The sequence below is a fragment of the Pseudorhizobium banfieldiae genome (genome assembly GCF_000967425.1).
GTDB lineage: Bacteria > Pseudomonadota > Alphaproteobacteria > Rhizobiales > Rhizobiaceae > Neorhizobium > Neorhizobium banfieldiae.
The window spans coordinates 857,966-883,815 of the sequence record NZ_FO082820.1 but is presented as its reverse complement, the minus strand read 5'-3'; the positions used below and the strand labels follow the sequence as shown (position 1 = coordinate 883,815).

At 63.4% G+C, this 25,850-nt stretch carries 29 protein-coding genes; 12 read left to right on the top strand and 17 right to left on the bottom strand.

The genetic code is table 11. The features are described from left to right. Nucleotides 1-175 precede the first annotated feature (175 nt). Nucleotides 176-799: an outer membrane protein gene (locus NT26_RS04225; RefSeq protein WP_052637572.1), complete on the top strand. Its 624-nt coding sequence runs from the start codon at nt 176-178 to the stop codon at nt 797-799. Between the two features lie 240 nt (nt 800-1,039). Next, a complete protein-coding gene (locus NT26_RS04220) occupies nt 1,040-2,827 on the top strand; it encodes a flagellin N-terminal helical domain-containing protein (protein WP_052637571.1) in 1,788 nt (595 codons plus the stop codon). 6 nt (nt 2,828-2,833) lie between these two features. Here the strand turns inward: NT26_RS04220 and NT26_RS04215 are convergent, their stop codons facing one another. The 3 genes from NT26_RS04215 to NT26_RS04205 all read right to left on the bottom strand — a co-directional run bounded on the left by NT26_RS04215 (nt 2,834) and on the right by NT26_RS04205 (nt 4,265). Beyond that, entirely contained in the window at nt 2,834-3,508 is a 675-nt protein-coding gene (locus NT26_RS04215) for a helix-turn-helix transcriptional regulator (protein ID WP_052637570.1), read from the bottom strand. 148 nt (nt 3,509-3,656) lie between these two features. Continuing rightward, nucleotides 3,657-3,941: an acylphosphatase gene (locus NT26_RS04210; protein ID WP_052637569.1), complete on the bottom strand. Its 285-nt coding sequence runs from the start codon at nt 3,939-3,941 to the stop codon at nt 3,657-3,659. A 69-nt stretch (nt 3,942-4,010) separates the two neighbouring features. Next, nucleotides 4,011-4,265, bottom strand: a complete 255-nt coding sequence (locus tag NT26_RS04205; RefSeq protein WP_052637568.1) for a hypothetical protein — start codon at nt 4,263-4,265, stop codon at nt 4,011-4,013. 291 nt (nt 4,266-4,556) lie between these two features. Between NT26_RS04205 and NT26_RS04200 the strand changes: the two genes are divergently transcribed. Further along, nucleotides 4,557-5,270: a Crp/Fnr family transcriptional regulator gene (locus tag NT26_RS04200; RefSeq protein ID WP_052637567.1), complete on the top strand. Its 714-nt coding sequence runs from the start codon at nt 4,557-4,559 to the stop codon at nt 5,268-5,270. Nucleotides 5,271-5,273: 3 nt separating this feature from the next. Here NT26_RS04200 and NT26_RS04195 read toward each other — a convergent pair whose 3' ends face one another. Continuing rightward, the gene (locus NT26_RS04195) at nt 5,274-5,525 is read right to left on the bottom strand and encodes a DUF6894 family protein (RefSeq protein WP_052637566.1); all 252 of its coding nucleotides are present in this window, start codon (nt 5,523-5,525) and stop codon (nt 5,274-5,276) included. A gap of 62 nt (nt 5,526-5,587) precedes the next feature. After that, nucleotides 5,588-6,304 (bottom strand): Crp/Fnr family transcriptional regulator, encoded by a 717-nt coding sequence (locus NT26_RS04190; RefSeq protein ID WP_052637565.1) that lies wholly within the window; start codon nt 6,302-6,304, stop codon nt 5,588-5,590. Nucleotides 6,305-6,666: 362 nt separating this feature from the next. Between NT26_RS04190 and NT26_RS04185 the strand changes: the two genes are divergently transcribed. Then, the gene (locus tag NT26_RS04185; RefSeq protein ID WP_052637564.1) at nt 6,667-7,071 is read left to right on the top strand and encodes a response regulator; all 405 of its coding nucleotides are present in this window, start codon (nt 6,667-6,669) and stop codon (nt 7,069-7,071) included. Nucleotides 7,072-7,137: 66 nt separating this feature from the next. Here the strand turns inward: NT26_RS04185 and NT26_RS04180 are convergent, their stop codons facing one another. The 4 genes from NT26_RS04180 to NT26_RS04165 all read right to left on the bottom strand — a co-directional run bounded on the left by NT26_RS04180 (nt 7,138) and on the right by NT26_RS04165 (nt 11,299). Further along, nucleotides 7,138-7,335 (bottom strand): heavy-metal-associated domain-containing protein, encoded by a 198-nt coding sequence (locus NT26_RS04180; RefSeq protein ID WP_052637563.1) that lies wholly within the window; start codon nt 7,333-7,335, stop codon nt 7,138-7,140. A 54-nt stretch (nt 7,336-7,389) separates the two neighbouring features. Next, nucleotides 7,390-7,812, bottom strand: coding sequence for a Cu(I)-responsive transcriptional regulator (gene cueR / locus NT26_RS04175; protein WP_052637562.1), 423 nt, complete (start codon nt 7,810-7,812; stop codon nt 7,390-7,392). 12 nt (nt 7,813-7,824) lie between these two features. Continuing rightward, nucleotides 7,825-10,179 (bottom strand): heavy metal translocating P-type ATPase, encoded by a 2,355-nt coding sequence (locus NT26_RS04170; protein WP_052637561.1) that lies wholly within the window; start codon nt 10,177-10,179, stop codon nt 7,825-7,827. A gap of 103 nt (nt 10,180-10,282) precedes the next feature. Further along, on the bottom strand, nt 10,283-11,299 hold the full coding sequence (locus tag NT26_RS04165) for a hypothetical protein (RefSeq protein ID WP_052637560.1): 1,017 nt from the start codon (nt 11,297-11,299) through the stop codon (nt 10,283-10,285). 352 nt (nt 11,300-11,651) lie between these two features. On the opposite strand from NT26_RS04165, the gene NT26_RS04160 reads away from it, so the two are divergent. Beyond that, a complete protein-coding gene (locus tag NT26_RS04160) occupies nt 11,652-12,311 on the top strand; it encodes a DUF6064 family protein (RefSeq protein WP_052637559.1) in 660 nt (219 codons plus the stop codon). Here the strand turns inward: NT26_RS04160 and NT26_RS04155 are convergent. Further along, the gene (locus NT26_RS04155; protein WP_052637558.1) at nt 12,274-12,966 is read right to left on the bottom strand and encodes a winged helix-turn-helix transcriptional regulator; all 693 of its coding nucleotides are present in this window, start codon (nt 12,964-12,966) and stop codon (nt 12,274-12,276) included. The genes NT26_RS04160 and NT26_RS04155 overlap by 38 nt on opposite strands. A gap of 180 nt (nt 12,967-13,146) precedes the next feature. On the opposite strand from NT26_RS04155, the gene NT26_RS04150 reads away from it, so the two are divergent. Continuing rightward, the gene (locus NT26_RS04150; RefSeq protein WP_052637557.1) at nt 13,147-14,313 is read left to right on the top strand and encodes an acyl-CoA dehydrogenase family protein; all 1,167 of its coding nucleotides are present in this window, start codon (nt 13,147-13,149) and stop codon (nt 14,311-14,313) included. Here NT26_RS04150 and NT26_RS04145 read toward each other — a convergent pair. Then, entirely contained in the window at nt 14,310-14,852 is a 543-nt protein-coding gene (locus tag NT26_RS04145; RefSeq protein WP_052637556.1) for a YcgN family cysteine cluster protein, read from the bottom strand. The two genes, NT26_RS04150 and NT26_RS04145, sit on opposite strands and share 4 nt — an antisense overlap. A gap of 147 nt (nt 14,853-14,999) precedes the next feature. On the opposite strand from NT26_RS04145, the gene NT26_RS04140 reads away from it, so the two are divergent. From NT26_RS04140 to NT26_RS04130, 3 genes are all read left to right on the top strand, one after another. Further along, nucleotides 15,000-17,225 carry a transglycosylase domain-containing protein gene (locus NT26_RS04140; protein WP_052637555.1) on the top strand — a complete coding sequence of 742 codons (2,226 nt, stop codon included), beginning with the start codon at nt 15,000-15,002 and terminating at the stop codon, nt 17,223-17,225. A gap of 67 nt (nt 17,226-17,292) precedes the next feature. After that, the gene (locus tag NT26_RS04135; RefSeq protein ID WP_052637554.1) at nt 17,293-17,880 is read left to right on the top strand and encodes a DUF1214 domain-containing protein; all 588 of its coding nucleotides are present in this window, start codon (nt 17,293-17,295) and stop codon (nt 17,878-17,880) included. Next, nucleotides 17,873-18,436, top strand: coding sequence for a DUF1254 domain-containing protein (locus tag NT26_RS04130; RefSeq protein WP_052637553.1), 564 nt, complete (start codon nt 17,873-17,875; stop codon nt 18,434-18,436). The genes NT26_RS04135 and NT26_RS04130 overlap by 8 nt, the downstream gene beginning before the upstream one ends. Before the next feature lie 19 nt (nt 18,437-18,455). Here NT26_RS04130 and NT26_RS04125 read toward each other — a convergent pair whose 3' ends face one another. Continuing rightward, on the bottom strand, nt 18,456-18,644 hold the full coding sequence (locus NT26_RS04125; protein ID WP_052637552.1) for a hypothetical protein: 189 nt from the start codon (nt 18,642-18,644) through the stop codon (nt 18,456-18,458). Between the two features lie 476 nt (nt 18,645-19,120). Between NT26_RS04125 and NT26_RS04120 the strand changes: the two genes are divergently transcribed. Beyond that, nucleotides 19,121-20,137 (top strand): DUF2336 domain-containing protein, encoded by a 1,017-nt coding sequence (locus tag NT26_RS04120; RefSeq protein ID WP_082077794.1) that lies wholly within the window; start codon nt 19,121-19,123, stop codon nt 20,135-20,137. Nucleotides 20,138-20,141: 4 nt separating this feature from the next. Here the strand turns inward: NT26_RS04120 and NT26_RS04115 are convergent, their stop codons facing one another. Genes NT26_RS04115 through NT26_RS04105 form a run of 3 tightly spaced genes read right to left on the bottom strand, consistent with a single transcriptional unit; the run spans nt 20,142 to nt 23,007 of the window. Then, nucleotides 20,142-20,489 carry a DUF1491 family protein gene (locus NT26_RS04115; RefSeq protein WP_052637550.1) on the bottom strand — a complete coding sequence of 116 codons (348 nt, stop codon included), beginning with the start codon at nt 20,487-20,489 and terminating at the stop codon, nt 20,142-20,144. Nucleotides 20,490-20,543: 54 nt separating this feature from the next. Continuing rightward, complete coding sequence (locus NT26_RS04110) at nt 20,544-21,515, bottom strand: peptidoglycan-binding domain-containing protein (RefSeq protein WP_052637549.1); 972 nt, start codon at nt 21,513-21,515, stop codon at nt 20,544-20,546. Further along, nucleotides 21,484-23,007, bottom strand: coding sequence for a sensor histidine kinase (locus NT26_RS04105; RefSeq protein ID WP_052637548.1), 1,524 nt, complete (start codon nt 23,005-23,007; stop codon nt 21,484-21,486). Before NT26_RS04105 ends, NT26_RS04110 begins: the two co-directional genes overlap by 32 nt. Before the next feature lie 487 nt (nt 23,008-23,494). Here NT26_RS04105 and NT26_RS04100 point away from each other — a divergent pair, with 487 nt between their 5' ends. Beyond that, nucleotides 23,495-23,923 carry a DUF5330 domain-containing protein gene (locus NT26_RS04100; protein ID WP_052637547.1) on the top strand — a complete coding sequence of 143 codons (429 nt, stop codon included), beginning with the start codon at nt 23,495-23,497 and terminating at the stop codon, nt 23,921-23,923. 188 nt (nt 23,924-24,111) lie between these two features. Continuing rightward, nucleotides 24,112-24,534, top strand: coding sequence for a SufE family protein (locus tag NT26_RS04095; protein ID WP_052641854.1), 423 nt, complete (start codon nt 24,112-24,114; stop codon nt 24,532-24,534). A gap of 3 nt (nt 24,535-24,537) precedes the next feature. On the opposite strand, the gene NT26_RS04090 is transcribed toward NT26_RS04095, so the two are convergent. Both NT26_RS04090 and NT26_RS04085 read right to left on the bottom strand, forming a co-directional pair. Beyond that, on the bottom strand, nt 24,538-25,338 hold the full coding sequence (locus NT26_RS04090) for a DUF6456 domain-containing protein (protein ID WP_052637546.1): 801 nt from the start codon (nt 25,336-25,338) through the stop codon (nt 24,538-24,540). Further along, nucleotides 25,328-25,747, bottom strand: a complete 420-nt coding sequence (locus NT26_RS04085) for a helix-turn-helix domain-containing protein (protein ID WP_152338570.1) — start codon at nt 25,745-25,747, stop codon at nt 25,328-25,330. The genes NT26_RS04090 and NT26_RS04085 overlap by 11 nt, the downstream gene beginning before the upstream one ends. Nucleotides 25,748-25,850: the final 103 nt, after the last annotated feature.

Here is a 25,850-nt window from a genome sequence, read left to right as displayed (position 1 = left end):
GAAACCGGGGGAACGCGGCGGCTTCCGGCTCGTTCTTTCGCCATCATCAACTACGGACGGCCGGGGCAACAAACTGTCATTTCTCATTTACAAAAAGCTGTTGTAATTCAGCTACAGCTTTATGAGTGAGATAGGTTACATCTTGGACATCCGCATTCGAGTAAGGAGACGCATCATGAAGAGAACTCTCATCCTGGCAGCAAGCGTTGCAATGCTGGCATCCACCTCGGCTCTTGCCGCTGACGCCGTGGAATATGTTCCGGAAGCACCGGCTGCCGTTGAAATGCCGGCCGCATTCAGCTGGAGCGGCCCGTATCTCGGTGTCCACGGCGGCTACGGCTGGGGCGATGGTGAAGCTCTTGGCGCTGACGGAAATTTCGACGGCGGCCGCTTCGGCGCCTTTGCCGGCTATAACTGGCAGATGTCGAACGGCTTTGTCGCCGGTATCGAAGGCGATCTGAACTATGACTGGAACGACGATGCCATCACGGCAACGAGCGACTTCGAAACCGGCTTCTCCGGTTCGGTTCGCGGCCGCGTCGGCTACGCCATGGACCGCACGCTCATCTTCGCAGCCGGCGGTTGGACGGCCACCAACGTGGAAACCAGCGGCGCCGTCGAAGACGACGACACGCTGCATGGCTGGACGCTGGGTGCCGGTGTCGATCACGCCTTCACCGACAACATGTTCGGCCGTCTGGAATACCGCTACAACGACTACGGCAGCGGCGACATCGGCGGTGCCGACGTCGACTTTGACCAGCACGTCGTACAGGTCGGTATCGGTGTGAAGTTCTGATCCTCCCCGAAGCATGCAAAAAGGGCTCCGTCAGGGGCCCTTTTTTTTCGTTTGGAGCCTAGGGGCAGGTGACTTTCTCCGGCCGGCTCCACATTGGCTTTGAACCGCTTTTCCTGTCGGGGCTGCACGGCTTCCGGGGGACCGAGAATTCCACCGCGGCGGTATTTCTACGGAGGTCCCGGGTAACTTCCGTTAACCATTTGTAAAGCATACCTGCAGGCAACAGCGCGGCAGGTTCAGATGACAAGCATCCTCACCAACCACACGGCAATTGCGGCCCTCCAGACACTGCGCACCATTGGCGCGAGCATGCAGCAGAGCCAGGCGCAGGTCAGCACCGGACTGCGGATCCAGACGGCGACCGACAATGCCGCCTACTGGTCGATCTCGACGACGATGAAGTCGGACAACAAGGCAACGGCGGCCGTCGTCGATGCGCTCGGGCTGGGCGCGGCCAAGGTCGACACGGCCTATACGGGCATGAGTGCCGTCGTGGACATCATGCACCAGTTCAAGGCGCGCCTGGTGGCCGCCACCGAGGACGGCGTCGACAAGGCGAAGATCCAGGAAGAACTTGAGCAGTTCAAGCGGCAGATCCAGGAGATCGCCCGGTCATCGAGCTTCAGCGGGCAGAACTGGCTGAACACGGATGTTCCCGACATCTATGACGACCAGACCAACCAGGTCTCCGTGGTCGCAGGCTTCACCCGAAGCAAGACCGACGGCGTGGCCGTCGAACGCATGAAGATCCACCTGTCGCAGGTCTCGCTCTTCAACAGCACAGGCGGCGGCCTTCTTCAGGGAGATGCCCGTGACGTCGGCAACATCGGCGGCATCCGTCGGATCGGCTATTGGGACAACGACGCCAAATGGATCGAGCAATGGGCACCGCAGATACAGGGAACAGGAGGACGTCCGCTCAAGACGTTTGATTTCCCGGGCCCGCTTGTCTTCGATGATCCGTCAGACATCATAGAATTCGACGTTACCGTTGATGCCGACGACCCTGCCACAGGGTTTGCTGCTCCTCTCGAGGCGGGCCATACAACCACGGTCACGATCACCCGCGCCGTGCTGGACACGCTTAAGCCGGGCTGGAACGGTGTGATCGACACCAACGAAAAGTATGCCGAGATCCTGAATGTCCTCCTCGCTGGCTCGGGTGCACACGTATACTCCAACTGGAGCATGCGTGTCGGCCCCAACAACTGGATCCATGACCCTGTAACGATGGGCATTGGGACGCTGGAGGATCGCACGCTCGGGCTCACCGGCTCCTATGTCGGCGTTTCCAACGTGACGAGTTCGTTTGCTGATACCGGCGTCTCTGACGGCCTCTCCGGCTATGGACAGCGTGCAGCTCTGGGCCTCTCGTTCGAACCATTCACCCTCCACAAGGATGGAAACAACGCAGACGGTGTACAGATCGACTTCAACTTCTCGATCAACGGCCAGCCGGCCACCCATCACTCCTTCGACCGCACCTATGTAAATACCGTCCTCGGGAAGGACACGGGCAAGGTGGAGACGGCCGAGGAAATGGCTGTCCTTCTCCAGTCGGTCCTGGAGCAGGACTGGGACGTGGTGGTGGAAGCCACCTCACCCTGGAGCCTGAGCATCCGCTCCAATCCTCTCACCGATCGTCTTTCCGGATCCTCGACCCGTGTCGTTCTGTCTGACGTCGTCGTCAGCATCGAACCGCTCGCGACAATGAAGCTTCTCGATGTCGATATCGTCAAGCGGCCGGACCTGCTGGGCGAGTACATCACCTACGTGGACACTGCGACCAGCAAAGTCATCGCGGGCGCGTCGGTGCTTGGGGCGCTGCAGATGCGTATCGGGATGCAGACGGATTTCGTCCAGCAGTCCATGGCCAAACTTGACCAGGGGGTGGGCCGTCTCGTCGATGCCGACATGGACGAGGCGTCGACCCGGCTGAAGGCGTTGCAGACGCAGGAGCAACTGGCGATCCAGGCGCTTTCCATCGCCAATGCCAATGCGGAACACATGCTCCAGCTCTTCCGCTGAGCCCGTTCAGGAGCGGTCGATATGGCCCGCCATGAGCATGGCGACGAGATGCACCGTGTTGCGTGCGCCCATGCGCTCCTTCAGCCGGCTCAGGCGATGCTCCACGGTCCGGTGTGAAACGCCGAGCGTCGCCGCGATCTCCTTCGCGGTCGCACCCTCGACCAGAAGCTGGGTAATGGCTTCGTCAGCCACGTCCAGGTTCGCCTGCTCCTGCGGCCGGCTGAGGAGGAAGCGGGCATAGGAGCTCGATATGATCCACTCGGGAGCCTCGGCGTTCTTCTGCGGGAGAAGGATCCTGTCATAACCCAGACTGACGCCGAGCAGGCGCGTCTTGACCATTTCGATGCGCGGTTGCTGGGTCCTGGAGACCTCCAGCAGCCTCGGGATGACTGCCTCCTCCATATAACGGCGATCCTTGAAGTCGCCGATGCGGCAATCCGCGAAGAGCTGGTTGATGTTGAGGAGCCGGGATGTGAAGCCCGAATGCCGCACCGCCCGCATTTCCCATTGCAGCGGGTCCGGCCCGGTGATGTGGAACACCGTCAGGCGCATCTTGATCGACAGGTGATCGAGCGCCGGCTGGTAGACCGTGTCGGGGGTTGCAGGATGCTGCCCGTCCGTCTTCAGCCACCGGTCGAGCATCATTCGGCTTACGGCGGCAAAAGGGGTTTCACTCGTCATTACTGAATCAAACTGAATGCAATCGAGTTCACTAACTCAACCAGAAATAGACACAGCACAAGAGGGTAAAAATACCTTCCCCTCCACCTTCTCCGAAGGGTTGGGGATGGGGTCAGAGATGGGTGCGGCTTTGAACTAGTGCGGAGCGTCACCGCGTGACGCGGAACTCCGGCGGCAGATCGGCGAGGTTCTCGTCCCAGGTCTCCACGGCCGAGACGGAGGCGCCGGGCGGACCCTGCCACAGGTGTTCCACCATGGCGGCAACCGCGGCGGGCGGTCCGGCGAACACGGCGGCAACGGTTCCGTCCCGTTCGTTGCGCACCCATCCGGCAAGACCCAGCTTCCGTGCCTGGCCCTGTGTCCAGGCACGGAAGCCTACCCCCTGCACCCTTCCCGAAATGCGTGCGCCCAGGATCCGTTGGTCGTCGGTCATCGCTGCCCCCTCAGCCGGATCTAGCGGACGGCAGCCGGCGAGGCTGCTGTCTCGTGGGGCCCGAACCGGTCACGAGATATGCAGGCGCCCGGTATTGCGAACCAGCCTCGTGGAGGTCATGAGCGCGGCCACCGCGCCAAGCTTCTGGGGCTCGTGAAGGCCCATCCTGTAGAGCCGGATGATGGAGCGCCCTAGGTCCTCGCCCTTGTCGCTTCCATCCAGGCCTTTCTCCGAGCTCAAGGCAAGGTGAAAGGCATTGCGCATCAGTTCGAGATCATCAGGCGTGAATACACCAACCTGAAGCCCGTCCTGTCTCGTCAACATGCCGCACCTCCTTCCATGTCTGCAGGAGCCCGTCGAGAAGATCGTTCGACGCTTATGACAGGCTATCAGGAAATGATCGGGCGATGTGGCTTTGTACGCTAGGGGACCAAGAACTGCATCGTCAGGATCGCACCAGCCCCGGAAGCCGCCGGAGAGCAGCCGTGCACGCGCCATGATTGTCCGCCACCGTACCCAAAATCCGCAGCAAAATCGCGGTGCTATACGATTCTGAACCGCCGGGGGACTCATGGGCATGGCGGCCGGACCTTCCGCCCGACATCAATGAGAAAAATGTCCATCGCATACCACCCGGCCGCGCAAAACCGACTGCTAGCCCTGTTGCCCGAACGCGAGTTCGGAGCGGTATCGCACCACCTGGAGGCGGTGGAGCTTCCGCGAGGCTTCGAGATCGTCGGCGCCGACGGGCAGATCGAGCATGTCTACTTCCTGTGCAGCGGCATCGGTTCGGTGGTCACCGTCGCGGCCGAGGCGCAGCGCGCGGAGGCCGGCATGTTCGGCCGCGAAGGCTTCGCACCGACCTCTGCCGGCGTGGGCGGCACGATCAGCGTGCATCAGGTGCTCATCCAGGTGGAAGGTCGCGGATTCCGGATGCCCCTCGACGCGGCGAAGGCGCTGCTGCCGGAACACCCCACCTTCTCCAACCTGCTGGCGCGCTTCATCCAGGCGTTCTCGTCGCAGATATCCTATACCGCGCTCTGCAACGTCACCCGCCAGGTCGACGAGCGTCTCGCGCGCTGGTTGCTGATGTGCCATGACCGGGTGGATGGCGACGAGATTGCGCTGACCCATGATTTCATCTCGCTGATGCTCGGCGTCCGGCGGCCGAGCGTCACGACCGCCCTGCATGTGCTGGAGGGCCGGAAGCTCATCCAGGCCGAGCGCGGACGCATCACCATCCGCGACCGCCGGGGCCTGCAGGAATTTGCGACGACCGCCTATGGCAAGCCGGAAGAGGAGTACCGCCGTCTGATCGGCGAGTTCTGACCCTCAGCGCTTCAACTGCTCTTCAATCACCTGCCGCAACGAAATGCTCATGAGCACCGCGCCGGTTTCGTCGCAGACGTCGAGGACGGTGTTGCCGATCATCTCGTTCGTCCTGATCCGGGCGGCGGCGAGTTCCTTGATGGCATCGACAGCACTCTGGCGTGCCTCCTCAAGGCTCCGGTGTTCCTCCCCCTCTTCATCCAGCACGGTGCTGCCATCATCCCGAATATTAAAATAGTACCGTTTGATCGACACGGGCCGTCTCCCTCAGGGACCGCCTGATGGATGATGAGGACCTGCCGGCTGCACCATCCTGCTCAGAACAAGTCCTTCATCAGACGCCGGTATTCCTCTTCCGGCCGCCCATAGGCATCCCGTGCGAACTCCTGGAGACCGGGTCTGTTCCTGACGATGACCTTGCCTCTCTCCGATTTGATGAAGCCGCTGCCTTCCAGAAGATGGAGGGAGGTCGTGACGCTCGGGCGGCGGACAGCAAGCATTACCGCCAGATATTCGTGGGTCAGGGCGATCTCGTCGCCGGGCACGCGGTCGTGGCACATCAGCAGCCATCGTGCGAGCCGCTCGGTGACGTCATGAATGGCATTCGAGGCGAGCGTATAGGATAATTGGATCGAGAAGGCTTCCATGGCGCGGACGACGACGCGCGAAAAGCTCCGGTTGGTCTCCATGGCATGCCGGAAATCGGCATAGCTCATCCGGTAGGCTTCGGCATCTAGTTGAATGCTCACATCATGCGCGTTGAGTTCCACATCGGCCACGGCCGAGGTGGGAACATAACCGTCAAACCCGAACATGCCCGCTTCGGCCCGGTGTCCCTCCGGCGTTTCCACAACGATCGAACCGATGCCAGAAGTCAGGAAATAGAGGTAGTCGATCGGCTGGCCTGACATGCCGATCGAAGTTCCTCGCGGCAGCAGGACATGCTCGAGCTTGCCGCTGATCTGCTCGAAGTCATCGGGCGGCAGCAGCGAAAGCAGCTTGTTGGAAATGGTGGCTTGGAGCGGAGTTTCCATCACGCGCCTCCGGATTGGGGCAAGAGCGCGTTTGGTCCCTCAGCCGTCTGCGCCCTTCTCAGTCTGCAGACGATAGGCCGAATATAGAGGCTAACCACGCAAAGGAAAGGCCGCTTTGGCCGCAGGGCCTCCTGCGCATCAAAGAAGGTTGTTGCTCCAATGGGTTGACGGATCAAAAAATCCACTGACGCCGGAAAGGAGGCAAACCTCCTCCGGTTCGCGGAACTATTTGAGCCGGTTTCAAAGGTCCCATGGTTATCTCCGTTCGCTAACGTACGGGAACGATCTCCCTTCCCTCTGCGTATCCTCGCAAAAGCAGGTTGTCATAGCGGGCTGCAACCGGAGAGACCGGAGGCAAGAAAATGGAGACGAGACGAGACAAGATCGACACCACCTTCGCAGGAAAAGCGGTCCTGGTCGTGGAGGACGAGTATCTGGTGGCCTCGATGATCACGGATGCCTTCGAGGATGCCGGAGCGGACATCGTCGGGCCGGTGTCGGATCTGCGCATGGCACTCGACTTGCTGAACAACGAGCGCATTCGCGTGGATGCTGCCACGCTGGATGTGAAACTCGGCGGCGAAGACGTCTTCCCGCTCGCCGAGCGTCTTGCAGAAGAGGGAATCCCGTTCGTCTTCCTGACCGGATATGAGTGCCACTTCCTTCCCGAGCGGTTCCAGGGCAGCCCCTGCCTCAGCAAGCCGTTCGAGCCGGAGGAGGTCGTGGAAGCCCTTCGTCCCCACCTGAAGACTGCCGCACCGGTCTGAGGCGAGACGGACCTCGGCCGCCGCCCTGCTGGATTGCTTTCGCAGGGCGGCATCTTATTCCTGGCGTCAGGCAGCCTTTTCCGGCGTATAGCCGGCATCCCGGATCGCTTCTTCGGCGCGGGCGGCATCGCCTTCGACGGTGACCCGCTTGGCGTCGAGGTCGACGGTCACGGCAGCGCCCGGCAGTGCCTCGCCAAGGGCGGAGCGGACGCTCTTCTCGCAGTGGCCGCAGGTCATGTCCGGGACGTTGAAAGTGGTGGTCATCGAGCAGTCTCCTTTTGTTGTTGTTGCCTTCTGAACCTTCCCACAGTGGGAGGGTCAAGCACGTTTCTTCGCGCGGACGGGAGCCGGAGCGACACCCGCCAGATCGTCGAGGATCGGGCAGTTGGGGCGGTCGTCTCCGCTGCAGCAATGGGAGAGATGCTTCAGCGTCTTGACCATGCCCTGCATCTCCGCAATGCGCCGCTCCAGATCGACGATGTGAACCTCTGCCACCTCCTTGACGGAGGCGCTGGTGCGGCCCTTGTCCTGCCAGAGCTTCAGGAGCGTCTCCGTTTCCTCCAGCGAGAAGCCCAGATTGCGGGCACGCTTGATGAAGCGGAGGATGTGCACCTCCTCGTCTCCATAGACGCGGTAATTGTTTCCGGTGCGGCCCATGGGCCGGATGAGGCCGATCTGCTCATAATAGCGGATCATCTTGGCGGAGACGCCGGAGGCGTCGGATGCCTGGCCGATGTTCATCGCAATCTCTCCTTAACTGACCTTGACCGCGCGCAGCCTCAGCGCATTGAGGACGACGAAGACGCTGGAGAAGGCCATGGCGCCGGCGGCGATCATCGGCGACAGCTGGATGCCGAAGGCCGGATAGAGAACGCCGGCGGCGACCGGGATCAGCGCGACATTGTAGCCGAAGGCCCAGAACAGGTTCTCCTTGATGTTGCGGATGGTCGCCCGGCTGACGGCAATGGCATCGGCGACGCCGGAGAGCGCGCCGCCCGAGAGCACCACGTCCGCACTTTCGATCGCCACGTCCGTGCCGGTACCGACGGCAATGCCGATATCGGCCTCGGCCAGTGCGGGCGCATCGTTGATGCCGTCACCGACGAAGGCAAGCTTGCGGCCTCCGGCGCGAAGCTCATGGATGGCGGCGACCTTCCCGTCGGGCAGGACTTCCGCCACGACGCGGTCGATGCCTGCCTGGCGGGCGACGGCTTCGGCGGTGCGGCGGTTGTCGCCGGTGACCATGGCAACGGTCAGCCCCATCTCCTTCATCGCAGCGATCGCCGCGGCGCTGCCGGGCTTGATAGGATCGGTAACGGCGATCGCAGCCGCGACCTTGCCGTCTATGGCGGCATAGAGCGGCGTCTTGCCCTCATCCCCCAGCCGGGCGGCAGCCTCTGCGAAGGATGCGACGGACAGGCCGAGCTTTTCCATGAAGCGGTCGGCACCGACCGCGATCCGACGACCGGCAACGTGGGCCTCGATGCCGTAGCCGGCCGTCGCCTGGAAGCCGGTGGCGGGCTTGACGGCCAGCCCCTTCTCCTCTGCCGCCTTGACAATGGCCTCGGCGATCGGGTGCTCGGAGCGGGCCTCGACGGCCACGACGAGCGCCAGGACCTCATCCTCTCCAAAGCCTTCGGCCGTGACGAGATCGGTCAGTTCCGGCTGGCCCTTGGTGATCGTGCCGGTCTTGTCAAAGACGACCATGTCGACCGAGCGAAGTTCCTGCAGCGCATCGCCCTTGCGGAAGAGGACGCCGAGCTCGGCGGCGCGGCCGGATCCCACCATGATCGAGGTCGGTACGGCGAGACCCATGGCGCAGGGGCAGGCGATGATGAGGACGGCAACGGCGGCGACCACTGCATGGCTGAGCGAGGGGCCGAAGGCGAGCCAGGCGAAGAAGGTTGCGACGGCGAGTGCAATCACGGCCGGCACGAACCAGGCGGTCACCTTGTCGACCATGGTCTGGATGGGAAGCTTTGCCCCTTGCGCCTGCTCCACCATGCGGATGATCTGCGCCAGCATGGTATCGCGGCCGACCTTTTCCGCCTTAAAGCGGAAGGAGCCGGTCTTGTTGATGGTGCCGCCGATGACGGTGGCGCCCTCGCCCTTCTCGACCGGTACGGGTTCTCCGGATATCATCGATTCATCCACATGCGAGGCACCGTCGACGACGGTGCCGTCGACCGGGACGCGCTCGCCGGGCCGTATGACGACCACGTCACCCACCACGACCTCCTCGGTCGGGATATCGACCGCCTTGCCGTCGCGCTCGACGCGGGCGGTCTTGGCCTGCAGGCCGGCGAGCTTGGAGATCGCCTGGCTGGCGCGGCCGCTGGCGCGCGCCTCCAGCATACGGCCGAAGAGGATCAGCGTTACGATAACGGTCGCGGCCTCGTAATAGACGTAGCGGGCATTTTCCGGCAGCAGGCCGGGCAGGAAGGTCGCGACCAACGAATAGCCGTAGGCGGCCAGCACGCCGACCGCGACCAGCGAGTTCATTTCCGGCGCGCCGTGGAAGAGCGCCGGAAGGCCGCTTTTCAGGAAGCGGAAGCCGGGGCCGAAGATGACGACCGTGGCCAGCGCAAAGTAGAGGTAATAGAGGTTCTGCGTCGAGATGACGCCCATCAGCCAGTGGTGCATGGGATCATAGACGTGACCGCCCATTTCCAGGACGAAGAGCGGCAGGGTGAGGATCGCGGCAATGGCGAGGTCGCGCTTCAGCGTTGCGTCGCCATGCATGTGCATGTGGTCATGGCCGGCATGCTCGTCGGCGGCGTTTTCGTGATGCGCATGGTCGTGCGCGCCGTGGCCGGCATGGGGATTGGCCGAGGGGGCCGCATAGCCAGCGTCCCGAAGCGCCCGCTGCATGGCGCCGGCGGGAACCTCGTAGCCGACCTTCTCGATCGCTGCGGTCAGCGCCTCGGGTGAGAAGTCCTCGGTCGGTTCGACGGTCAGCTTCTTGGTCGCGAAGTTGACGGAGCTTGTCGCCACGCCTGGCACCTTGGCGGCGGCGGTTTCCACGCGGCGCACGCAGGAGGCGCAGGTCATGCCTTCGACGGGGATGCTGATCGGTTCGATATGGGTCAGTTTGACGGTCTGGTTCATGGCGGAATCCTCTGTTCCGCATATAGGTGGACCTTCCCATCATGGGAAGGTCAAGCACGATGTGCAGAGAATTCACGAAGCGTGTCGGAAGGAATGGTAGCGACTATGTGACATAGGCTGCGCTGAATACGTTGGATACGGTAATCTCATCTTTACTGATTGTTCCACTCGCAGGCACTGTCAGGGGATGCACTTTCCGGACGTCTCCCGGGCCATTGATATGGAACATCTTGGCCGTCACGTAGAACCCGCCGTCCTCCTTAGGACCATATGTGCAGGCCACCAGCAGTCCGGGCATAATTTTCTTGCCTTCCGAGTTCGGTAGACGAAGAAGGTCGGACTTCACCGTTATCGGTTGAGTCCGAGTTCTGGGACTGCCCGGGAAGATAGCATCTCCGATTTGGGTCCCCCAATTTACGCGGTCTAGGAGACGGAGATTGTGCTGATCGATCCAGAACTTCATCATTTTCGTTTTCAGGTCTTTAAACTCTCCTGGCTCAGCCAAATCGATCGTTGTCACTACAAATACGCTGGAGGCCGGCGTCTTGCCTAGGTTGCTGGTTATGATTTTTATCTCACTGACTATTCCGTCTTGCGTAAAAACCAGATCGCTGGTGATCTGAACATCAACGTCTACCCACGGTCGCTGATCACTCAGAAACGCCCTCTTCGTTATGTCGTTTGTGTTGGCGGCTTCCTCGGCGGCTAGTATCGCGGCACGCGTCGTCTTACGCGCCTCATCCAGAGTTAATGCGACGAACCAGACGCCCAGGGCTGTAACTACAAACGCAGCCCCCGAGATGGAGATCGACCACAACGACCAGACTGCCATCTCTTTCTGAGCTACGAGGTCTTGCTCCGCGCGTTGATGCTCATTGGTTGAAATCAGTATTTCGCGAATACACTGAGTCAATTCTGGAACGTTACGGGAGGAGCACCTTGATTCGATCAGCTCATTGACCTGCTCTGCATAATGAACAGTATTTGCCTGTTTCTGCTGGTCTCGCAACGCTGTTGCGATCCCCGTTTTATAGATTGCCACAATCACCAAGCAGAAAAAAACAACGACAAAAACCGTAGTTGCCCAGTTGAAAAAGGAACCTCGATCTTTACCAAACATGGAAATGACGTTGTCCGAGCAAACAGTTAGGTTAGAATAATTCGCCGATGTTCAGAGGTGCTGTCAACGTCGGTGGCGGGAGCACGCCACCAATGATCTCCTTTTTATTGCTTCTTTCATTCCGCTCGGCGACAAAACTGTCTTCAGGCTGCACAGCAAATTGCTGAATAGGCAACCACTCATGCTTTTGCTCGAATAGCGATGGCGTAGAGCGGAGGCGGAAGGTGAGCTGGGCGAAAGCCCCTGGATCTGTCCGCTTCTGCGCTTCGTTGAAGCCGCCAACGGTTATTGTTGCGCTTGATCAATGCGGGACGAATGGCGGCGGTGATACTGGGTGCATGGAGGCCTCGACATGCTGCCCTTTTCCCGCGACCAGTTCCTGGCGGTCTTTGCCGCGTACAATCAGTCGATATGGCCAGCACAGCTCCTTGCTCTGGCTCTGGGCGTCGCCATCATCTACGCGGTCGTGAGGCAGACGAAGTCGGCGGGCGTGCTCGTGAGCCTCGGGCTGGGCGCCATGTGGCTCTGGACCGGTCTGTTCTATCATCTGGCGTTCTTCAGCAGCATCAATGGGGCTGCCTACGTGTTCGGCGCCGGCTTCCTTCTCCAGGGGCTGCTGTTCCTGCGGGCCGCTGCCCGGCGGGACGTGGAATTCGGCGATGCTCCCCGGCTCAGGACCTACGTCGGCTACTTCCTCTTGACCTATGCGGCCGTTCTCTATCCGCTGATCGGCATTTTCTTCGGGCACGGCCTGGCTGAACTGCCCGCATTCGGGGTGACGCCATGCCCCGTAACGATCTTCACGTTCGGCGTCTTGCTGCTTGCAACGCGGCGGGTACCGGTTGTGCTTCTCGTCGTCCCCCTGCTCTGGTCGCTCATCGGCGGAAGCGCCGCCTTTCTGCTTAATATCCCACAGGACTGGATGCTGCTCGTCAGCGGCGTGGTGACCTTGATCCTGATCAGGATGGATCGGGCTAGCTCACCATCCGCTGCACCGGAGCGAACTTGCTGAGCCCCAGCCATTCCGGCAGGTTGCGGATCAAGGCCGGATCGCCGTCCACCTCCAGCCGGCCGGCCTTGAGTTCTTCGCGCACGGTCGTCAGGCCCATCCAGACCGCCGTCATGGTGTGGAGCGAGCTTCGGACGAGAAGATCGAGCTCGTGACCCGGGTCGAAGTTGCACAGATCGACCTTGCCGTTTTCGATCACCACCCACCATCGTTTCTGCCCGCCCGAAAGCTCGGGGTACAGAAACTGTACCGTGCAGCGGCGCGACGGGAGATGATCCAGCGCCAGATTGCGCTGCATGTCCCACATGAGCAGCGAGGGATCGAGGTTCTTCAGCGATAGCCGCGATTCCATCCATCGCTGGGCCCAGACGCCGAGGTCCATGATGATCGGCCGCAGGTCCTCCCCGGACTGCGACAGCCGGTATTCCACACCGCCGCCGGCAGAACGCTCCACAACGATGACGCCCGCCTTTTCCAGTTCCTTCAACCGCTTGGACAACAGGGCCGGTGACATCCTCGGGACGCCGCGGCGCAATTCGTTGAAGCGGGTGGAGCCGCAGAGAAGCTCGCGCACCACAAGCGTCGTCCAACGCGAGCAAAGGACTTCGGATGCCATCGAAACCGGGCAGAACTGCCCGTAACCACCGCGCTCTTCCATGGTGCACCTATCGCGGAAACACTCGCAAAGCCCAGCCTGGTCCCATCATAGTCCAGCGCCCGCGATCCCACAATCGACCACCACCTTCCGCCACGGCCACCGGTACAGTTCCTGAACTGGAGGGATCGGCGGCATCGGCGCAGACTGCAGGCCTTGTCATTCGTGAAGGAGGATTGCGACATGCAAGGACTGGCAGACACCCTGGCTCGCCCCGAAACGGCAGAGCCGACATCGAGTGCAGTCGAGCGAGCGAGCGCACTGGTCGGCGTTATTGCCGAACGGGCGGCCGCCGCGGACGAGACCGACGGCTTCGTCCGCGAAAACTACGAACTGCTGCAGGAGGCCGGGCTTGTCGAAGCCGGCGTGCCGGCAGAGCTTGGCGGTGGCGGCGCAGAGCTTCCGGAGCTTGCCGAAATGCTGCGGACGATCGCCCATGCCTGTGGTTCGACCGCTCTTGCCTTCGCCATGCACACTCATCAGGTCGCCATTCCCGCCTGGCGCTGGCGCCACCAGGGCGTGACGGCGGTGGAGCCACTGCTGCGGCGGATCGCGGCCGAGCGGCTGATCCTGCTTTCAAGCGGCGGGTCGGACTGGATCGGCGGTTCGGGAAAGGCGGAGAAGGTCGACGGGGGCTACCGCGTGACCGCGCGCAAGGCCTTCACTTCCGGGGCGGAGGCAGGCAGCATCCTGATGACCGGCGCCATCTTCGACGCCGGTGACGGAACCCGCTCCGTCATTCATTTCGGTGCGTCGATGAAGGCGCCTGAAGTGCACATCGAGGATACGTGGCACACGCTCGGCATGCGCGGCACCGGTTCCAACGACGTCGTCATCGACAACCTGTTCATTCCCGACCAGAACGTCGCCTTTTCGCGCAAGAGCGGCGAGTGGCATCCCGTCTTCCAGGTCATCGCGACGCTCGCCTTCCCGCTGATCTACGCGGTGTACCTGGGGGTGGCGGAAAGCGCGCGGGACCTGGCCCTGGAGGCTGCCCGCAAGCGACCGGTATCCGACGACACGACACGGCTTGCCGGTCGCATGGAGACGGAGCTGCGGGCGGCACAGCTTGCCCACCGGTGGATGCTGGACGTCGCCATGCGCAACAGCCCGTCAGCGGAGAGCGTCAACGAGGTGATGATTGCTCGCTCACTTACGGCGCGGCACGCCATCAAGGCCGTGGAACTTGCAATGGAGGTAGTGGGAGGTGCGTCATTCTACCGGGCAAACGGACTGGAGCGGCGCTTCCGCGACATCCAGGGCGCGCGCTATCATCCACTGCAGGCGGGGCCGCAGGAGCGCTACGCCGGGGCCGTCGCGCTCGGGCAGCCGGTGGCGAATATCTTCTAGCCGGTGACGGTGCGGGCCGGATCGGGGAGATCAGTGTCGGATCTCTCGGGTCCGGCATCTCCTGCCGGCGGCCCATTGGCCGCCTCCCCCACCTTCCACGGCCAGTCCACCACGTACTCCTCGAAATCCTCCACCGGGACGTCCGTTTCGCTGACGGTCTCGTGGCCGCGGGCGGAGATGCCGGCCTGGTGGACGGTTTCGGGATCGCCGGAAACCAGCGGATGCCACCAGTAGAGGTCGTGGCCTTCGCGCAGCAGTCGGTATCCGCAGGTAGGCGGCAGCCAGACGATCTCGTCGACCGCCGACGGCGTCAGCTGGATGCACTCCGGCACCGTCGCCTGGCGGTTCTCATAGTCGGTGCAGCGGCAGCTCGTGCCATCCATCAGCCGGCAGCGGACGGAGGTGAAGACGACGTCGCCGGTTTCCCAGTCCTCCAGCTTGTTGAGACAGCAAAGACCGCAGCCGTCGCAGATGCTCTCCCATTCGCGCTGGTCCATCTCCTCCAGCGATTTCGTCTTCCAGAAGGGCAGTTCGGTCATTCACATATCCGTGCCGGGAACCGATAAGGGGGTTGCCGCTTTTGCCTGTTGCGATTCTGTCATCGCATTTCAACATTTCATCAGCTAATGCTGATTATGCATGCCCGCTGCTCTGGCCGCTCATGATGGCGACGTCAAGCAACCGGCATGACGATCGGGGGATACACGGTGCAGGACGATCCGACAAACAGCCAGAAGCAGCAGCCCAAGAAGCGCCACCTGCTGCTGCGCATCGATTCCTGGATCGACTCCACCGTCTGGAACCTCGGCTTCCGGCTCGGCGAAATCTGGGAAGAGATCACCATCTTCTTCCGCCGGTTCCGCGTCCGTGGGTGGAAGAAGGCCGTCTTCGAACTCGCCGGCGAAGCCATGACGCTCGGCACGGCCGGCGCGGTCGTGCTGCTCGCGCTTGCCATGCCCGCGTTTGAGGAAACCAAGGAAGATTGGCGCAATCGTGGCGATTTCGCCGTGACCTTCCTCGACCGCTACGGCAACACGATCGGCCATCGCGGCATCATCCACGAGGACTCCGTGCCGATCGACGAGCTGCCGGACCACCTGATCAAGGCGGTTCTGGCGACCGAGGACCGCCGTTTCTTCGACCATTTCGGCATCGATTTCTTCGGGCTTGCCCGGGCGATGAACGAGAACGCCAAGGCGGGTGGCGTCGTCCAGGGCGGCTCGACGCTGACGCAGCAGCTCGCCAAGAACCTGTTTTTGACCAATGAGCGCTCCTTCGAGCGCAAGATCAAGGAAGCCTTCCTGGCGCTGTGGCTCGAGGCCAACCTCTCCAAGAAGGAGATCCTCGCCTATTACCTCGACCGCGCCTACATGGGCGGCGGCACCTTTGGTGCGGCGGCGGCATCGCAGTTCTACTTCGGCAAGAACATCACCGAGGTGAACCTTGCCGAAAGCGCCATGCTGGCCGGCCTATTCAAGGCGCCGGCGAAATATGCGCCCCACGTCAACCTGCCGGCTGCCCGCGCCCGCGCCAACGAGGTGCTGACCAACCTCGTACAGGGCGGCATGATGAGCGAGGGACAGGTGATCGGCGCCCGGCGCAGCCCCGCCACCGTCATCGACCGCGCCGAGGTGAAGGCACCGGACTATTTCCTCGACTGGGCCTTCGACGAGGTCCAGCGTCTGGCAAAGACGGGCAAGCTCAAGGAGCGCTCGGTGATCGTCCGCACCACGCTGGACATGGGCCTGCAGCAGGCGGCGGAAGCCGCGGTCGAATCCAGTCTGCGGGAATATGGGGAGAGCTATCGCTCCAAGCAGGGCGCGCTGGTGCTGGTCGAGGACGGCGGCGCCGTGCGCGCCATGGTCGGCGGGCGCGACTATGGCGAGAGCCAGTTCAACCGCGCGACGCGGGCGCTGCGGCAGCCGGGCTCCTCCTTCAAGCTCTATACCTATGCGGCCGCCATGGAGAAGGGTTTTACGCCGGAATCTGTGGTCTCCGACGCACCCGTGACATGGCGAGGCTGGTCGCCCCAGAACTATGGCCGCTCCTACAAGGGCCGGGTCACGCTGATGACGGCGATGTCGCAATCCTACAATACCGTGCCGGTGCGACTGGCAAAGGATGAACTCGGAACCGAGCGGATCGCCCAACTTGCCAAGGACATGGGAATCGAGACGCCGCTCAGGACCGACAAGACTATCCCGCTCGGCACCTCCGAAGTGACCGTGCTCGACCAGGCGACGGCCTATGCGGTGATGCCGGCAGGCGGGCTGCAGTCGCGCCGCCACGGCATCGCGCAGGTGGTGGGCTATGGCGGTGAGGTGCTTTACGACTTCCAGCGCGACGAGCCACCGCCGCGCCGCGTGCTCTCGGAGCAGGCGACGTCGTCCATGAACCGGATCCTCACCAACATTCCCTATAACGGCACCGCACGACGGGCAGCGCTCGACGGGGTCCTGACGGCCGGCAAGACCGGCACCTCGCAAAGCTATCGCGACGCCTGGTTCGTCGGCTTTACCGGCAATTACACGGCGGCTGTCTGGTTCGGGAATGACGACTACACGCCGATGAACAACATGACCGGCGGTTCGCTGCCGGCGATGACCTTCAAGAAGCTGATGGACTATGCCCACCAGGGCATCGAGCTGAAGCCGATCCCGGGCATCGAGACCCCCTTCCCCGAGAGCGAGAAGAAAAAGGATGCGGTCGTCGCCCAGAAGCCGGAGGGCGAGGAGGCGCTTCCGCCGCTGGTGAGGCCGCGCTCCATGTCGGCGGAATCCACCCGCGTCCTGCGCAGGATCGCCGACCAGTTGAAGGCGGCAGCCCCGCTTCTGCCCGCAACAGCCAAGGTCGCCGATTCCACCGTTACCGGTGCGGTCGAGGCCACGCCTGTCGCAGCGCCGGTGCGGTAGCCGGGGCGTTCCTTTCCGGGGGAATCAGTGGTAACCCTCGACCGCAATCATCGAGGGCAGCCTTTCCGTGTTTCGTGTGCCATTCCTTGTCGCCATCGCGCTTGCCATTGCCTTCGGCGGCGGCATCTGGTCGACGCTCCGGGCCCTTGAGGCGACCGCCGGTTTCGGCGCCATCCGCCTCGGAGCCTGGGAAGCCTTTCCGAACGCCCAGACGGCTGCGGCTGACCCCTACGCGAAATCGCACCGGGCGAGCGCCGGCGCGCTGCTCTATGCCACGGCAGAGGGCCTGCAGTTTACCGCCAACGTGGACGACAGCGGTGCTGCGTTGCGGGGCGATTGCTCCTATCGCATTTCCGGCCATACCCCGCCGACACGGCTGTGGACCCTGCACAGCGTGCGGACGGAGACGATGAGAAAGGCCAAGGATGCAGGACTTCCGGTCGCGCTCAACTCCCGTGCCATCCTGCGCCATGCGGACGGCTCCTTCGAAATCGAGGTTTCGGCCGATGCGAAGCCCGGCAACTGGCTTGCCGTTCCCGGCGACCGTCGATTGCGACTGCGGCTGACGCTGCTGGACACGCCCGCAGCCGGCAGTTCCGGGTTGATCGACCTCTCCATGCCGTCCATCCAGCAGACCGGATGCCGCGATGCTTAAGCTGGCTCTCGCGATCGTCACGGGGCTGCTCGGGGCCGCGCTGCTGCACTTCATCATCATCCTGTCGCTTCCCTATTTCAGCGAGAAGGATGCCTATACGCGCGTGCTTGCAGAAGGGGAGCGACACAGCTTCCACCGGCTGCCCGACATCCGCGACCGCGCCGGGCTGGTGCAGGACGATCCGCTCGTGGAACTTTCGGTCTGTGCCTACGACATCTCTCAGGGGCCGATCCGGATCTATGCGCGGGGGGACGTGCCGTTCTGGTCGCTCGGCATCTACGACGCCGGCTCCAACGAGGTCTTCAGCATCAACGACCGTACCGCCTCTAATGGCGTCCTCGATGTCGTCCTGGCAACCCCGGTCCAGCTGACTCTGTTGCGCAAGGCGCTGCCGGAGCCGATCAGTGAGGCGATCCTGGTGGAGACCCAGCAGGCCGACGGCTACATGGTGTTGCGGACCATGGTGCCGCAGCGGAGTTTCAACGCGGCGGCGACGGAATTCCTGTCGCAAGCCGTCTGCGCACCGTTCGACTGGCGACCGCGCCAGCAGTTCTGAAATCTTCCAAGGCCGAGGGTCAGTTCTGGCCCTGCTCCAGAACCATCAGAGCGCCAAGCGAGGGAGGAGCCTGTTCCAGCCTCTCGTAGCGAATGCCGGTAAACAGAAGCAGCTGGCCGGAGACCATTTCTTCCGCCTTGCCGATGCGGATCTCCGCGCGCCTCGGCTGCCGGTCGCGCCAACTTTTCAGTATCACTATTTCTGCCATGCTCGTCTCCTGACAATTCGAGACGGATGAAAGACGGTCCAGCTTCACCCTGCCTCACAAGAGGCCGACGCATCCCTGCAAGCGGGCATCTGCGCCTTTCTCGCCGATGCGCAACGCACCACCGACACCAACCACGACCCGCAGCGGCTCCCGGGATCCCCGAAGGTGCTCTTTCAGCTGCGAACAGGTCCATTCAGCCGATTCTGGGTAAACCATTCGTTAATGCTAATAAAGCCTCACGGCGCTACCGCCGACCTGGGAGCGTGAAAGGCCGGCAGCGTGGCAAAATGCTCACACCTGAAATTCTGAGGAGAGACGTACCGGTCCAGGACAGATTCACCCGCCATTAACCGTGGCCAGTTACCGTTCGGTTTACCATGACGGTCCGGTATGCCTGGAGCGAGGGCGAGTGCCCGGCGCCGGGACGTCACCGGAGTTTCTGCCGCGACAGTGTATTGCGTAACGTGAGTGTGGCCGTGACGGACCAGTTTCGAGATCTTGAAAGGCCCTCTGCCATGCGCAGGAAGGATGTGGTTCTGATGGCCACGGTAACCAGTTTCGAGGCCTTGCCGCATCCATCGCGAAACGAGCTGAGACAGTTCGCGGAACTGTTCGTGCCGCTGTTCTCCGCTTCCAGCGAGGAGGCAAGGCGCCAGGCTGTCGCAGCCCTTTCCAGGTCTCCTACCCTGCCGCCTACGGTCGTCTTCTTCATTGCCAGCCAGCCGATCGCGATCGCGGCGCCTTTCCTTGCCTCGTCGCCCTGCCTCGACGACGATACGCTGATTGCGGTCGCCCGCACGCAGGGTGCCGCCCATGTGCGGGCCATCGTGCGCCGCGAGAACCTATCTCCCAAGGTGATCGATGCCCTGGTGAGCCTGCGACAGGATCGGCCGGCGGCACCGCCCGGCGCAACCGGCGAGGTCGAGGATGCGCCCTCGCCTTCGGCCGCGGCCGCCCATGAGGCGGAGCGCCGCTGGCGCGAAGAGGAATTGCGCCAGCGCATCAAGGCGCTCGCCAACCATGCGCATCGCAGCGACGACGATCGGCTCGGCCTGAGGACGCTGAGCCCGGTCCAGGAGGCGCTGCTGGTGCGGTTTGCCCGCAGCCGCGACGGCGGCATGTTCGCCAGCGTCCTGGCCGACAGCCTGTCCACCAGCCGCTGGCTCGCCGAGCGCATCCTTCTCGACATTTCCGGCCAGCAGCTGGCCACGACGCTGAAGGCACTGGGTATGGAGCGGACCGACGCGCTGCATGTGCTGGAGCGCTTCTACCCGCATCTCGCCAATCCGGTGAACGCCACCCCGCGCGGGGAATTCCTGTGGAACGCACTCGATGCGGACGAGTGCGGCCGCCGCGTTGAGGCATGGCGGCGCGCAGACGGCTACACGGCCCGGGAGAGCGAGTTTGCCACCCCGACGCAACAGGATGCACCGGCAAACCAGTGGGGCAGCCGGCCGCTGCGGTCAAGGACGGTGCTGCGCCGCCAGGCCTGACCGTTCAGCCTGCGTCGACGACGGCGAAGAGACCGTCGATGTCGTCCGCTTCCAGTTCCACCACCCAGAGATCGCTGTCGAAGCGCCTCTCGCCGCTCAGATGCTCGGCGATGCGGGCGGGCTCCTGCCGCTCCAGCCGCTTCTCGAAGCGCCGCTCGGTGGCATCGCCGGCATCCTCGAAGACGTTCTGTGGCGCCGGCGCGTAAAGTGTTTCCGTGCCGTCCCGGAACCGCTGCCGGATAAAAACGGCGCCCGCTGCCTCCGCCCCCTTGTGCTCGATCGCCGCAAAACCGCCCGCCGAAAAGACGCGGCGCATCAGCGCGGAGACGAAGATATCGGAACGGATACGCATGGTTCTCTCCGGTTGATAGCCGAGAGCGGGACGAGCCTGGCCGCGCCACGGATTTCAGAGCGCGCCGATCGATTTCAGCTTCTTGAGCACCAGTTCGTTGGGCTCGCCGGTCTCCGGAAGCCGGTAATGCTTCTCGAAACGGCGGATCGCCGCCTTGGTCTGGGCACCGGCAACGCCATCGACGGTGATGTCGGTATAGGCGATGTTCGAGAGGCCGCGCTGTATCTGGACCACAAGGTCCCCGGATGCCGGAATGGCCGCGGCCATTTCGCCGGCGGATGACGGTCGGGGCGATGCGGGAGAGGCACTGCCGCGGCCCTGTTCTGCCGCACGGATCGCGGCTGCGACGGGATCCTCGATGGTCGGGCTCACATCCTCACGCGGCCGCATCTTGGGGACGGCAACCACCTCCGGTGACGAAGGCTCGGCCGAGGCCGTCATGATCTCTGCCGCGGGCTGGGGTGCTGCGCTGAGTGCCGCAAGCAGGGCAGGCGTGGCCTCGCCGGTCTGCGGCAGGCCTTCGGCCTCCTCGAAGAACAGGATGGCCGCCGTCGTCTGCGGACCGACAAGCCCGTCATCGCCCCCCTGATAGAGGCCGCGGCGGGTAAGCTGGCGCTGCACCTCGGCCACGAGTTCACGCGGCGGGCCGGCAGTCGCCGCAGGGGCCGCCCCCGGAGAAACCGGTTCCGGCATTGCGTGGGTCGCGCCGGTCGCTTCGTCGCGGGCGATGCGGAAGGTGGTTATGTCCTGTGGCGGGACCGGGCGCGCGGGGCGATAGCCGGCAATGCCGTTCGGATCTTGCGGATCTCGGGTCGCAAGGAAGGGCGACGGGTGGTTGGACGGCTGGTACCAGAGGGCGTTTGCTGCCACGAAGCCGAAGACTACGGCAAAGCCGGAGACGCCAAGGACCACGCGCGGATGACGCGCCGCCATCCGCCCCGTTGCCTGGAAAAGCCGGGACAGGATACCTGGTTCCTGGGCTTTCTTCTTCCTGTCAGGCGATTTTCGCTTTCGCGGCGTCGTCATTCTCTATGTCCTGTACGTCCTTCATGGCCGGTCGGGCGGCATTGCGCAGGCGTGGGGGAAACTCCACGGACGAAGCCTCTCCCGCCTCGCCGGGCGCGCCGATCCCACGACCGTCTGCGGGAAGCGTGACGGTGACCACGGTCCCCTCGCCGGCCGTGCTCCTGATATGTAGCCGTCCGCCGTGCAATGCAACAAGTCCCTTCACCAGCGCGAGCCCAAGCCCCGTTCCCTCGTATTCGCGCGTAAAGCCGTCCTGGACCTGCATGAAGGGCCGGCCGAGGAGCTCCAGCTTTTCGGCGGGAATGCCGATGCCTGTATCGCTGACGGTCAGGACGAAGTCGCTGCCCGACTGCGCCGCATCGATGGTGACGATCCCGCCGTCGCCCGTAAACTTGATGGCGTTGCCGGCAAGGTTGATGAGGATCTGCTTCACGGCCCGGCGGTCGGCGACGACATCGCCGAGCCCCTTGGCGGTGCGCGCGGTCAGGGTGACGCCCTTGCCCCTCGCCTGCAGGTCGAGCATGGCCCGGCAGGACTCCACCACATCGGCGACACCGAACGGCTCGGCCAGGAGTTCGTAATGGCCTGCCTCGATCTTGCTCATGTCGAGCATGGTGTTGACGAGCGACAGGAGATGGGCGCCGGACTGGCGGATCAGGCCGACATATTCCTTCTGGCGGTCGTTCTCCAGCCGGCCGAAATATTCGCCGGCCAGCACATCCGAGAAGCCGAGGATGGCATTGAGCGGCGTGCGGAGCTCATGGCTGACGGCGGCGAGGAAGCGCGACTTCGCCTCATGGGCGGAATGTGCCTCCGAGACACGCTCGGCGGCCTCGCGGCGCAGGGCTTCGTCGGCCGAGATGTCGCGCAGCTGCGCAAAGATTGCGGAAAGCTCGCCATCCGCCTGACGCAAGGCCGTCAACTCAAGGCCGAGGTGCAGGAACTGTCGCCCTTCCGAAGCGCTGTAGAGGCCCTGGACCCGAACCGAGGCGGAAGCCGCATCGGCGCCCTGGCGAAGCGTGTCGAGGGCATGGATGAGAGCGATGCGATCGGAAACGTGGACGAGTTCGGCAAGGCGCTGGCCGCAGGATTCCTGCAGGACTGGCGGAAAACCCGCTCGGTCGCGGCCACCGCATTTCGTCACCATGCCGCGGGCGTCGAGCATCAGCGACAGGCCCGGGCAGGCATCGAAGACGAGTGTGTCGGCGCTCACGAGGCTATCGGCCACGGCCGGTGTCCGGGCGAAGGCGAAGGTTGCAGCGACGAGCGCGAGGAAGACGGCGACGACCAGCGTGGCGCCGACCGGAAGAGCGAGCGACGCCGGCAGGACGAGCCCAAGCGCGATCGGGGCAGCAAGGGCCGCCGCGACGGCGCAAAGGAGCATCATGCGCAAGAGGGCGACGTCGCGGGCGCGGTTTTCCTGTGGCTGCCCGAGGCTTTCCAGCCAGCGGGCGGCGGTCCGATCGATCTCCGCGACCGCCTTTCCAGCCATTTCAGCAACTGTGCGCACGCAATACCCTGACGCCGTTTAATACCGCCCGACATTACCGCCCGCCGGCTTAAGGAAAGTATAAAAGCAGGTGCCGCCAACCACCCCGAAAGCCCCCGGTTTCCCGTTTTGACACGCCTTGGGCGAGCCTTTTCCGCTCGTGGTTAACGGGGCGTAAGCGTCGGATTTGCTTGCATTTTCCCTATCGCGTTAAGAATTGCGGCAAGCACGGGCGGAGAAAGCACAGGGAACTCCGCCGAAGCGCCGCAATTATGCTTAACGGTCGACGGCAGGATTTGCGACGAATGCTGCCGACTGCCACCCCAACGGGAGAAAAGATCGCATTTTAGATAAATACCGCGAAAATTTGCCGACCGGCGTCAAAGGCGGATTTGCTTCTCGCGGCTAGGTTGGCGTCAAGACCGGGAACGACCCGGCGGTCCCAAAGGCATTCAGGGCATTTGGGCATTCACGGGTGGTGGACAGAGAAATGTGGTTTCTGATCAAGACCGGTTTGACATTTGCGATGGTGCTGGTGGGGCTCTCCTACTTCAGCGGCCGGCCGGTTGCCGAGGTGAGCGGCAGCCAGCAGATCGAGATGCAGGATGCCGTCAGTGCCGCCGCGCAGGCCTATCAGTATCTGAGCGCCATCTGCATCGAGAAGCCGCAGGTCTGCGAAAAGGGCGCCGAATCGATCGCCGTTCTCGGGCAGCGCGCCAAGGAAGGCGCCCGCGTTGCCTTCGAATTGCTGGACAAGCAGTTTGCCGACGATACGCCGGCGGTGGCTGAGGTTGCAAACCCGCAGCCCATGCCGGAAAGGCCCTTGACGACCGCCTCCACCCGCCCTCTCCCGGCCGAGACCGCTGTGGCGCCGGCCACCACAGTCCCGCTCCCCATGAAGCGACCGGCGCAGAACTGACCCGGCTACCGCCTTCGGATATTCACCTCTTGCGCCGGAGACCATTGTCCCGGTTCCGGCGCCGGACTGCCTGCCCGACTTCAGCCTTTGCTGAGCCGTGAGGTTTTCGCCTCACGGCTTTTTTTCTGTTCACCCCGGCGCCGAACCTTCCTATATGCGTGCTAAGACAAGGATGGATGGAGCATTCCATGGCGACGCTCGAGCAGATCATCGACGACTTTGCCTTCCTCGACGAATGGGAGGATCGCTACCGGTACGTGATCGAACTGGGCAAGGCCCTGCCGGAACTGCCGGAGGAGAAGCGTACCGCCCAGAACAAGGTCCAAGGCTGCGCCAGCCAGGTCTGGCTCGTCAGCCATCCGGAAGATGGCAGCGCCGATCCTGTCCTCACCTTCGAAGGTGATTCCGATGCCCATATCGTGCGCGGGCTGGTGGCGATCGTCCTCGCCGTCTATTCCGGCAAGCACGCCTCCGAGATTGCCCGGACCGACGCGATCGAGATCTTCGACCGCATCGGTCTCGTGGAGCATCTGTCGTCGCAGCGCGCCAACGGCCTGCGTTCCATGGTCAAACGCATCCGCGATGAGGCGCGACTGAAGGCGGCGGCCTGAGGCTCATGGTTGGGAGAGCGGCGGGCGATAGCCCTCGGTTCCCCAATGGTGGCTGGTGCGGCGCTGCGGCGCCGGCGGCGCATAGTGACGAGCGAGGGCCAGCAGCGCCGTCCGCAGCATCAGCTTGGCCGAACGCGCCGGCCACTGCCGCTCCCGCTCGACTGTCTCAAGACCCTTCTCGAAGCAGCAGACATCGACGGCGACGCCGGAAAGCTCCGGTCCCATCGCTTCGACGGCGCGGGAGAAACGCTGGCGGGCAGCGATGGCGCTATCGGCCAGTTCCGCCTGTCCGCCTGCCTGTCCCTTGCCACGGCTGGAAAGCCATGGCTCCCATGTGGCAGTGACGCGCGGGCGCAACTGCGCCCGGTGGAAGTCCGACAGAAGCCGCTCGCCCGCCTGCCGCGCCTCTTCGGGAAAGAAGTCCTGTCCGGTCCGGTCCTTGAGGCGCGCCAGCAGCGACAGAGGGGATTCCGCGAGGTTTCGTCGCGCGGACTGTCGTTGGCCTTCATAGTCCACGGACACCTCGACCTCGATCCGGTGCTGCCCTGCAAAGGCATCCTCGGGCAGGAGGGCGCGCCGCAGGAAGGCGGCCGTCGCGCCGGTTGCGGCCAGTCTCCCGGCGCCTTTGACCAGCAGGCCACGACGCTCGGCCCGCGCTATAAGGGCGGCGGGAAAGGCACCTGGAAGGTCGACAAGGCGAAGCATATCACCTTCCCCGGCGCTGAACTCGCAGGGGCCGCGCAGGAGGCGGCGAAGCAGGCGCTGCAGGTCGCGCATCTCGCTCTTGGTCCACTCATCCGTCATGGGCGGCAACCTCCAGCGTGCCGAAGACCGCAACGACGATGCGCTCGATGGCGGAGATGAAATCGTCGAAGACCGGGTCATCGCGGCGATCCTCGACCACATGGCAGGCGTGGCGCACCGTGGTGCGGTCGCGGCCGAAAGCATCGCCGATATCCGTCTGCGATATCCTTAGCGCGACATGGCAGACATACATGGCGATCTGCCGGACGTGGCAGGCCAGCCGGCGGCGGTCGCGCCGGAGCAGCACGCGGTCGCCGAACAGGAGGACCATCTCTCCCACCACCTGCCGGACGATGCGACACGTGGTCCTGAGCGGGAGCGAGTGGATGCGGTGCGGAGGCCAGCGCACCTCTGTGGGAGGCAGGGGCGGACCGGAAGCACCGGACTGAAAAGTTCTTTCGGATGACATGACAACTCCTCGAATAGGAATTTATTCGTACATCCTTGGGTGCAAAGGGGGATAAGGAAAATGAGGCTTTAGCGCACCTGCAGCTGATTTCCCATCACATTTC

What these genes read in the sequence shown, in the direction of transcription:
- NT26_RS04220 (WP_052637571.1), top strand. Translation starts at nt 1,040, where the DNA reads ATGACAAGCATCCTCACCAACCACACGGCAATTGCGGCCCTCCAGACA.
- NT26_RS04100 (WP_052637547.1), top strand. Translation starts at nt 23,495, where the DNA reads ATGTGGTTTCTGATCAAGACCGGTTTGACATTTGCGATGGTGCTGGTG.
- NT26_RS04200 (WP_052637567.1), top strand. Translation starts at nt 4,557, where the DNA reads ATGTCCATCGCATACCACCCGGCCGCGCAAAACCGACTGCTAGCCCTG.
- NT26_RS04215 (WP_052637570.1), bottom strand. Translation starts at nt 3,508, where the DNA reads ATGACGAGTGAAACCCCTTTTGCCGCCGTAAGCCGAATGATGCTCGAC.
- cueR (WP_052637562.1), bottom strand. Translation starts at nt 7,812, where the DNA reads ATGAACATCGGCCAGGCATCCGACGCCTCCGGCGTCTCCGCCAAGATG.
- NT26_RS04160 (WP_052637559.1), top strand. Translation starts at nt 11,652, where the DNA reads ATGCTGCCCTTTTCCCGCGACCAGTTCCTGGCGGTCTTTGCCGCGTAC.
- NT26_RS04140 (WP_052637555.1), top strand. Translation starts at nt 15,000, where the DNA reads ATGACGATCGGGGGATACACGGTGCAGGACGATCCGACAAACAGCCAG.
- NT26_RS04180 (WP_052637563.1), bottom strand. Translation starts at nt 7,335, where the DNA reads ATGACCACCACTTTCAACGTCCCGGACATGACCTGCGGCCACTGCGAG.
- NT26_RS04210 (WP_052637569.1), bottom strand. Translation starts at nt 3,941, where the DNA reads ATGACCGACGACCAACGGATCCTGGGCGCACGCATTTCGGGAAGGGTG.
- NT26_RS04085 (WP_152338570.1), bottom strand. Translation starts at nt 25,747, where the DNA reads ATGTCATCCGAAAGAACTTTTCAGTCCGGTGCTTCCGGTCCGCCCCTG.
- NT26_RS04225 (WP_052637572.1), top strand. Translation starts at nt 176, where the DNA reads ATGAAGAGAACTCTCATCCTGGCAGCAAGCGTTGCAATGCTGGCATCC.
- NT26_RS04095 (WP_052641854.1), top strand. Translation starts at nt 24,112, where the DNA reads ATGGCGACGCTCGAGCAGATCATCGACGACTTTGCCTTCCTCGACGAA.
- NT26_RS04205 (WP_052637568.1), bottom strand. Translation starts at nt 4,265, where the DNA reads ATGTTGACGAGACAGGACGGGCTTCAGGTTGGTGTATTCACGCCTGAT.
- NT26_RS04130 (WP_052637553.1), top strand. Translation starts at nt 17,873, where the DNA reads ATGCTTAAGCTGGCTCTCGCGATCGTCACGGGGCTGCTCGGGGCCGCG.
- NT26_RS04150 (WP_052637557.1), top strand. Translation starts at nt 13,147, where the DNA reads ATGCAAGGACTGGCAGACACCCTGGCTCGCCCCGAAACGGCAGAGCCG.
- NT26_RS04105 (WP_052637548.1), bottom strand. Translation starts at nt 23,007, where the DNA reads ATGGCTGGAAAGGCGGTCGCGGAGATCGATCGGACCGCCGCCCGCTGG.
- NT26_RS04090 (WP_052637546.1), bottom strand. Translation starts at nt 25,338, where the DNA reads ATGACGGATGAGTGGACCAAGAGCGAGATGCGCGACCTGCAGCGCCTG.
- NT26_RS04110 (WP_052637549.1), bottom strand. Translation starts at nt 21,515, where the DNA reads ATGACGACGCCGCGAAAGCGAAAATCGCCTGACAGGAAGAAGAAAGCC.
- NT26_RS04155 (WP_052637558.1), bottom strand. Translation starts at nt 12,966, where the DNA reads ATGGAAGAGCGCGGTGGTTACGGGCAGTTCTGCCCGGTTTCGATGGCA.
- NT26_RS04115 (WP_052637550.1), bottom strand. Translation starts at nt 20,489, where the DNA reads ATGCGTATCCGTTCCGATATCTTCGTCTCCGCGCTGATGCGCCGCGTC.
- NT26_RS04145 (WP_052637556.1), bottom strand. Translation starts at nt 14,852, where the DNA reads ATGACCGAACTGCCCTTCTGGAAGACGAAATCGCTGGAGGAGATGGAC.
- NT26_RS04190 (WP_052637565.1), bottom strand. Translation starts at nt 6,304, where the DNA reads ATGGAAACTCCGCTCCAAGCCACCATTTCCAACAAGCTGCTTTCGCTG.
- NT26_RS04185 (WP_052637564.1), top strand. Translation starts at nt 6,667, where the DNA reads ATGGAGACGAGACGAGACAAGATCGACACCACCTTCGCAGGAAAAGCG.
- NT26_RS04170 (WP_052637561.1), bottom strand. Translation starts at nt 10,179, where the DNA reads ATGAACCAGACCGTCAAACTGACCCATATCGAACCGATCAGCATCCCC.
- NT26_RS04165 (WP_052637560.1), bottom strand. Translation starts at nt 11,299, where the DNA reads ATGTTTGGTAAAGATCGAGGTTCCTTTTTCAACTGGGCAACTACGGTT.
- NT26_RS04125 (WP_052637552.1), bottom strand. Translation starts at nt 18,644, where the DNA reads ATGGCAGAAATAGTGATACTGAAAAGTTGGCGCGACCGGCAGCCGAGG.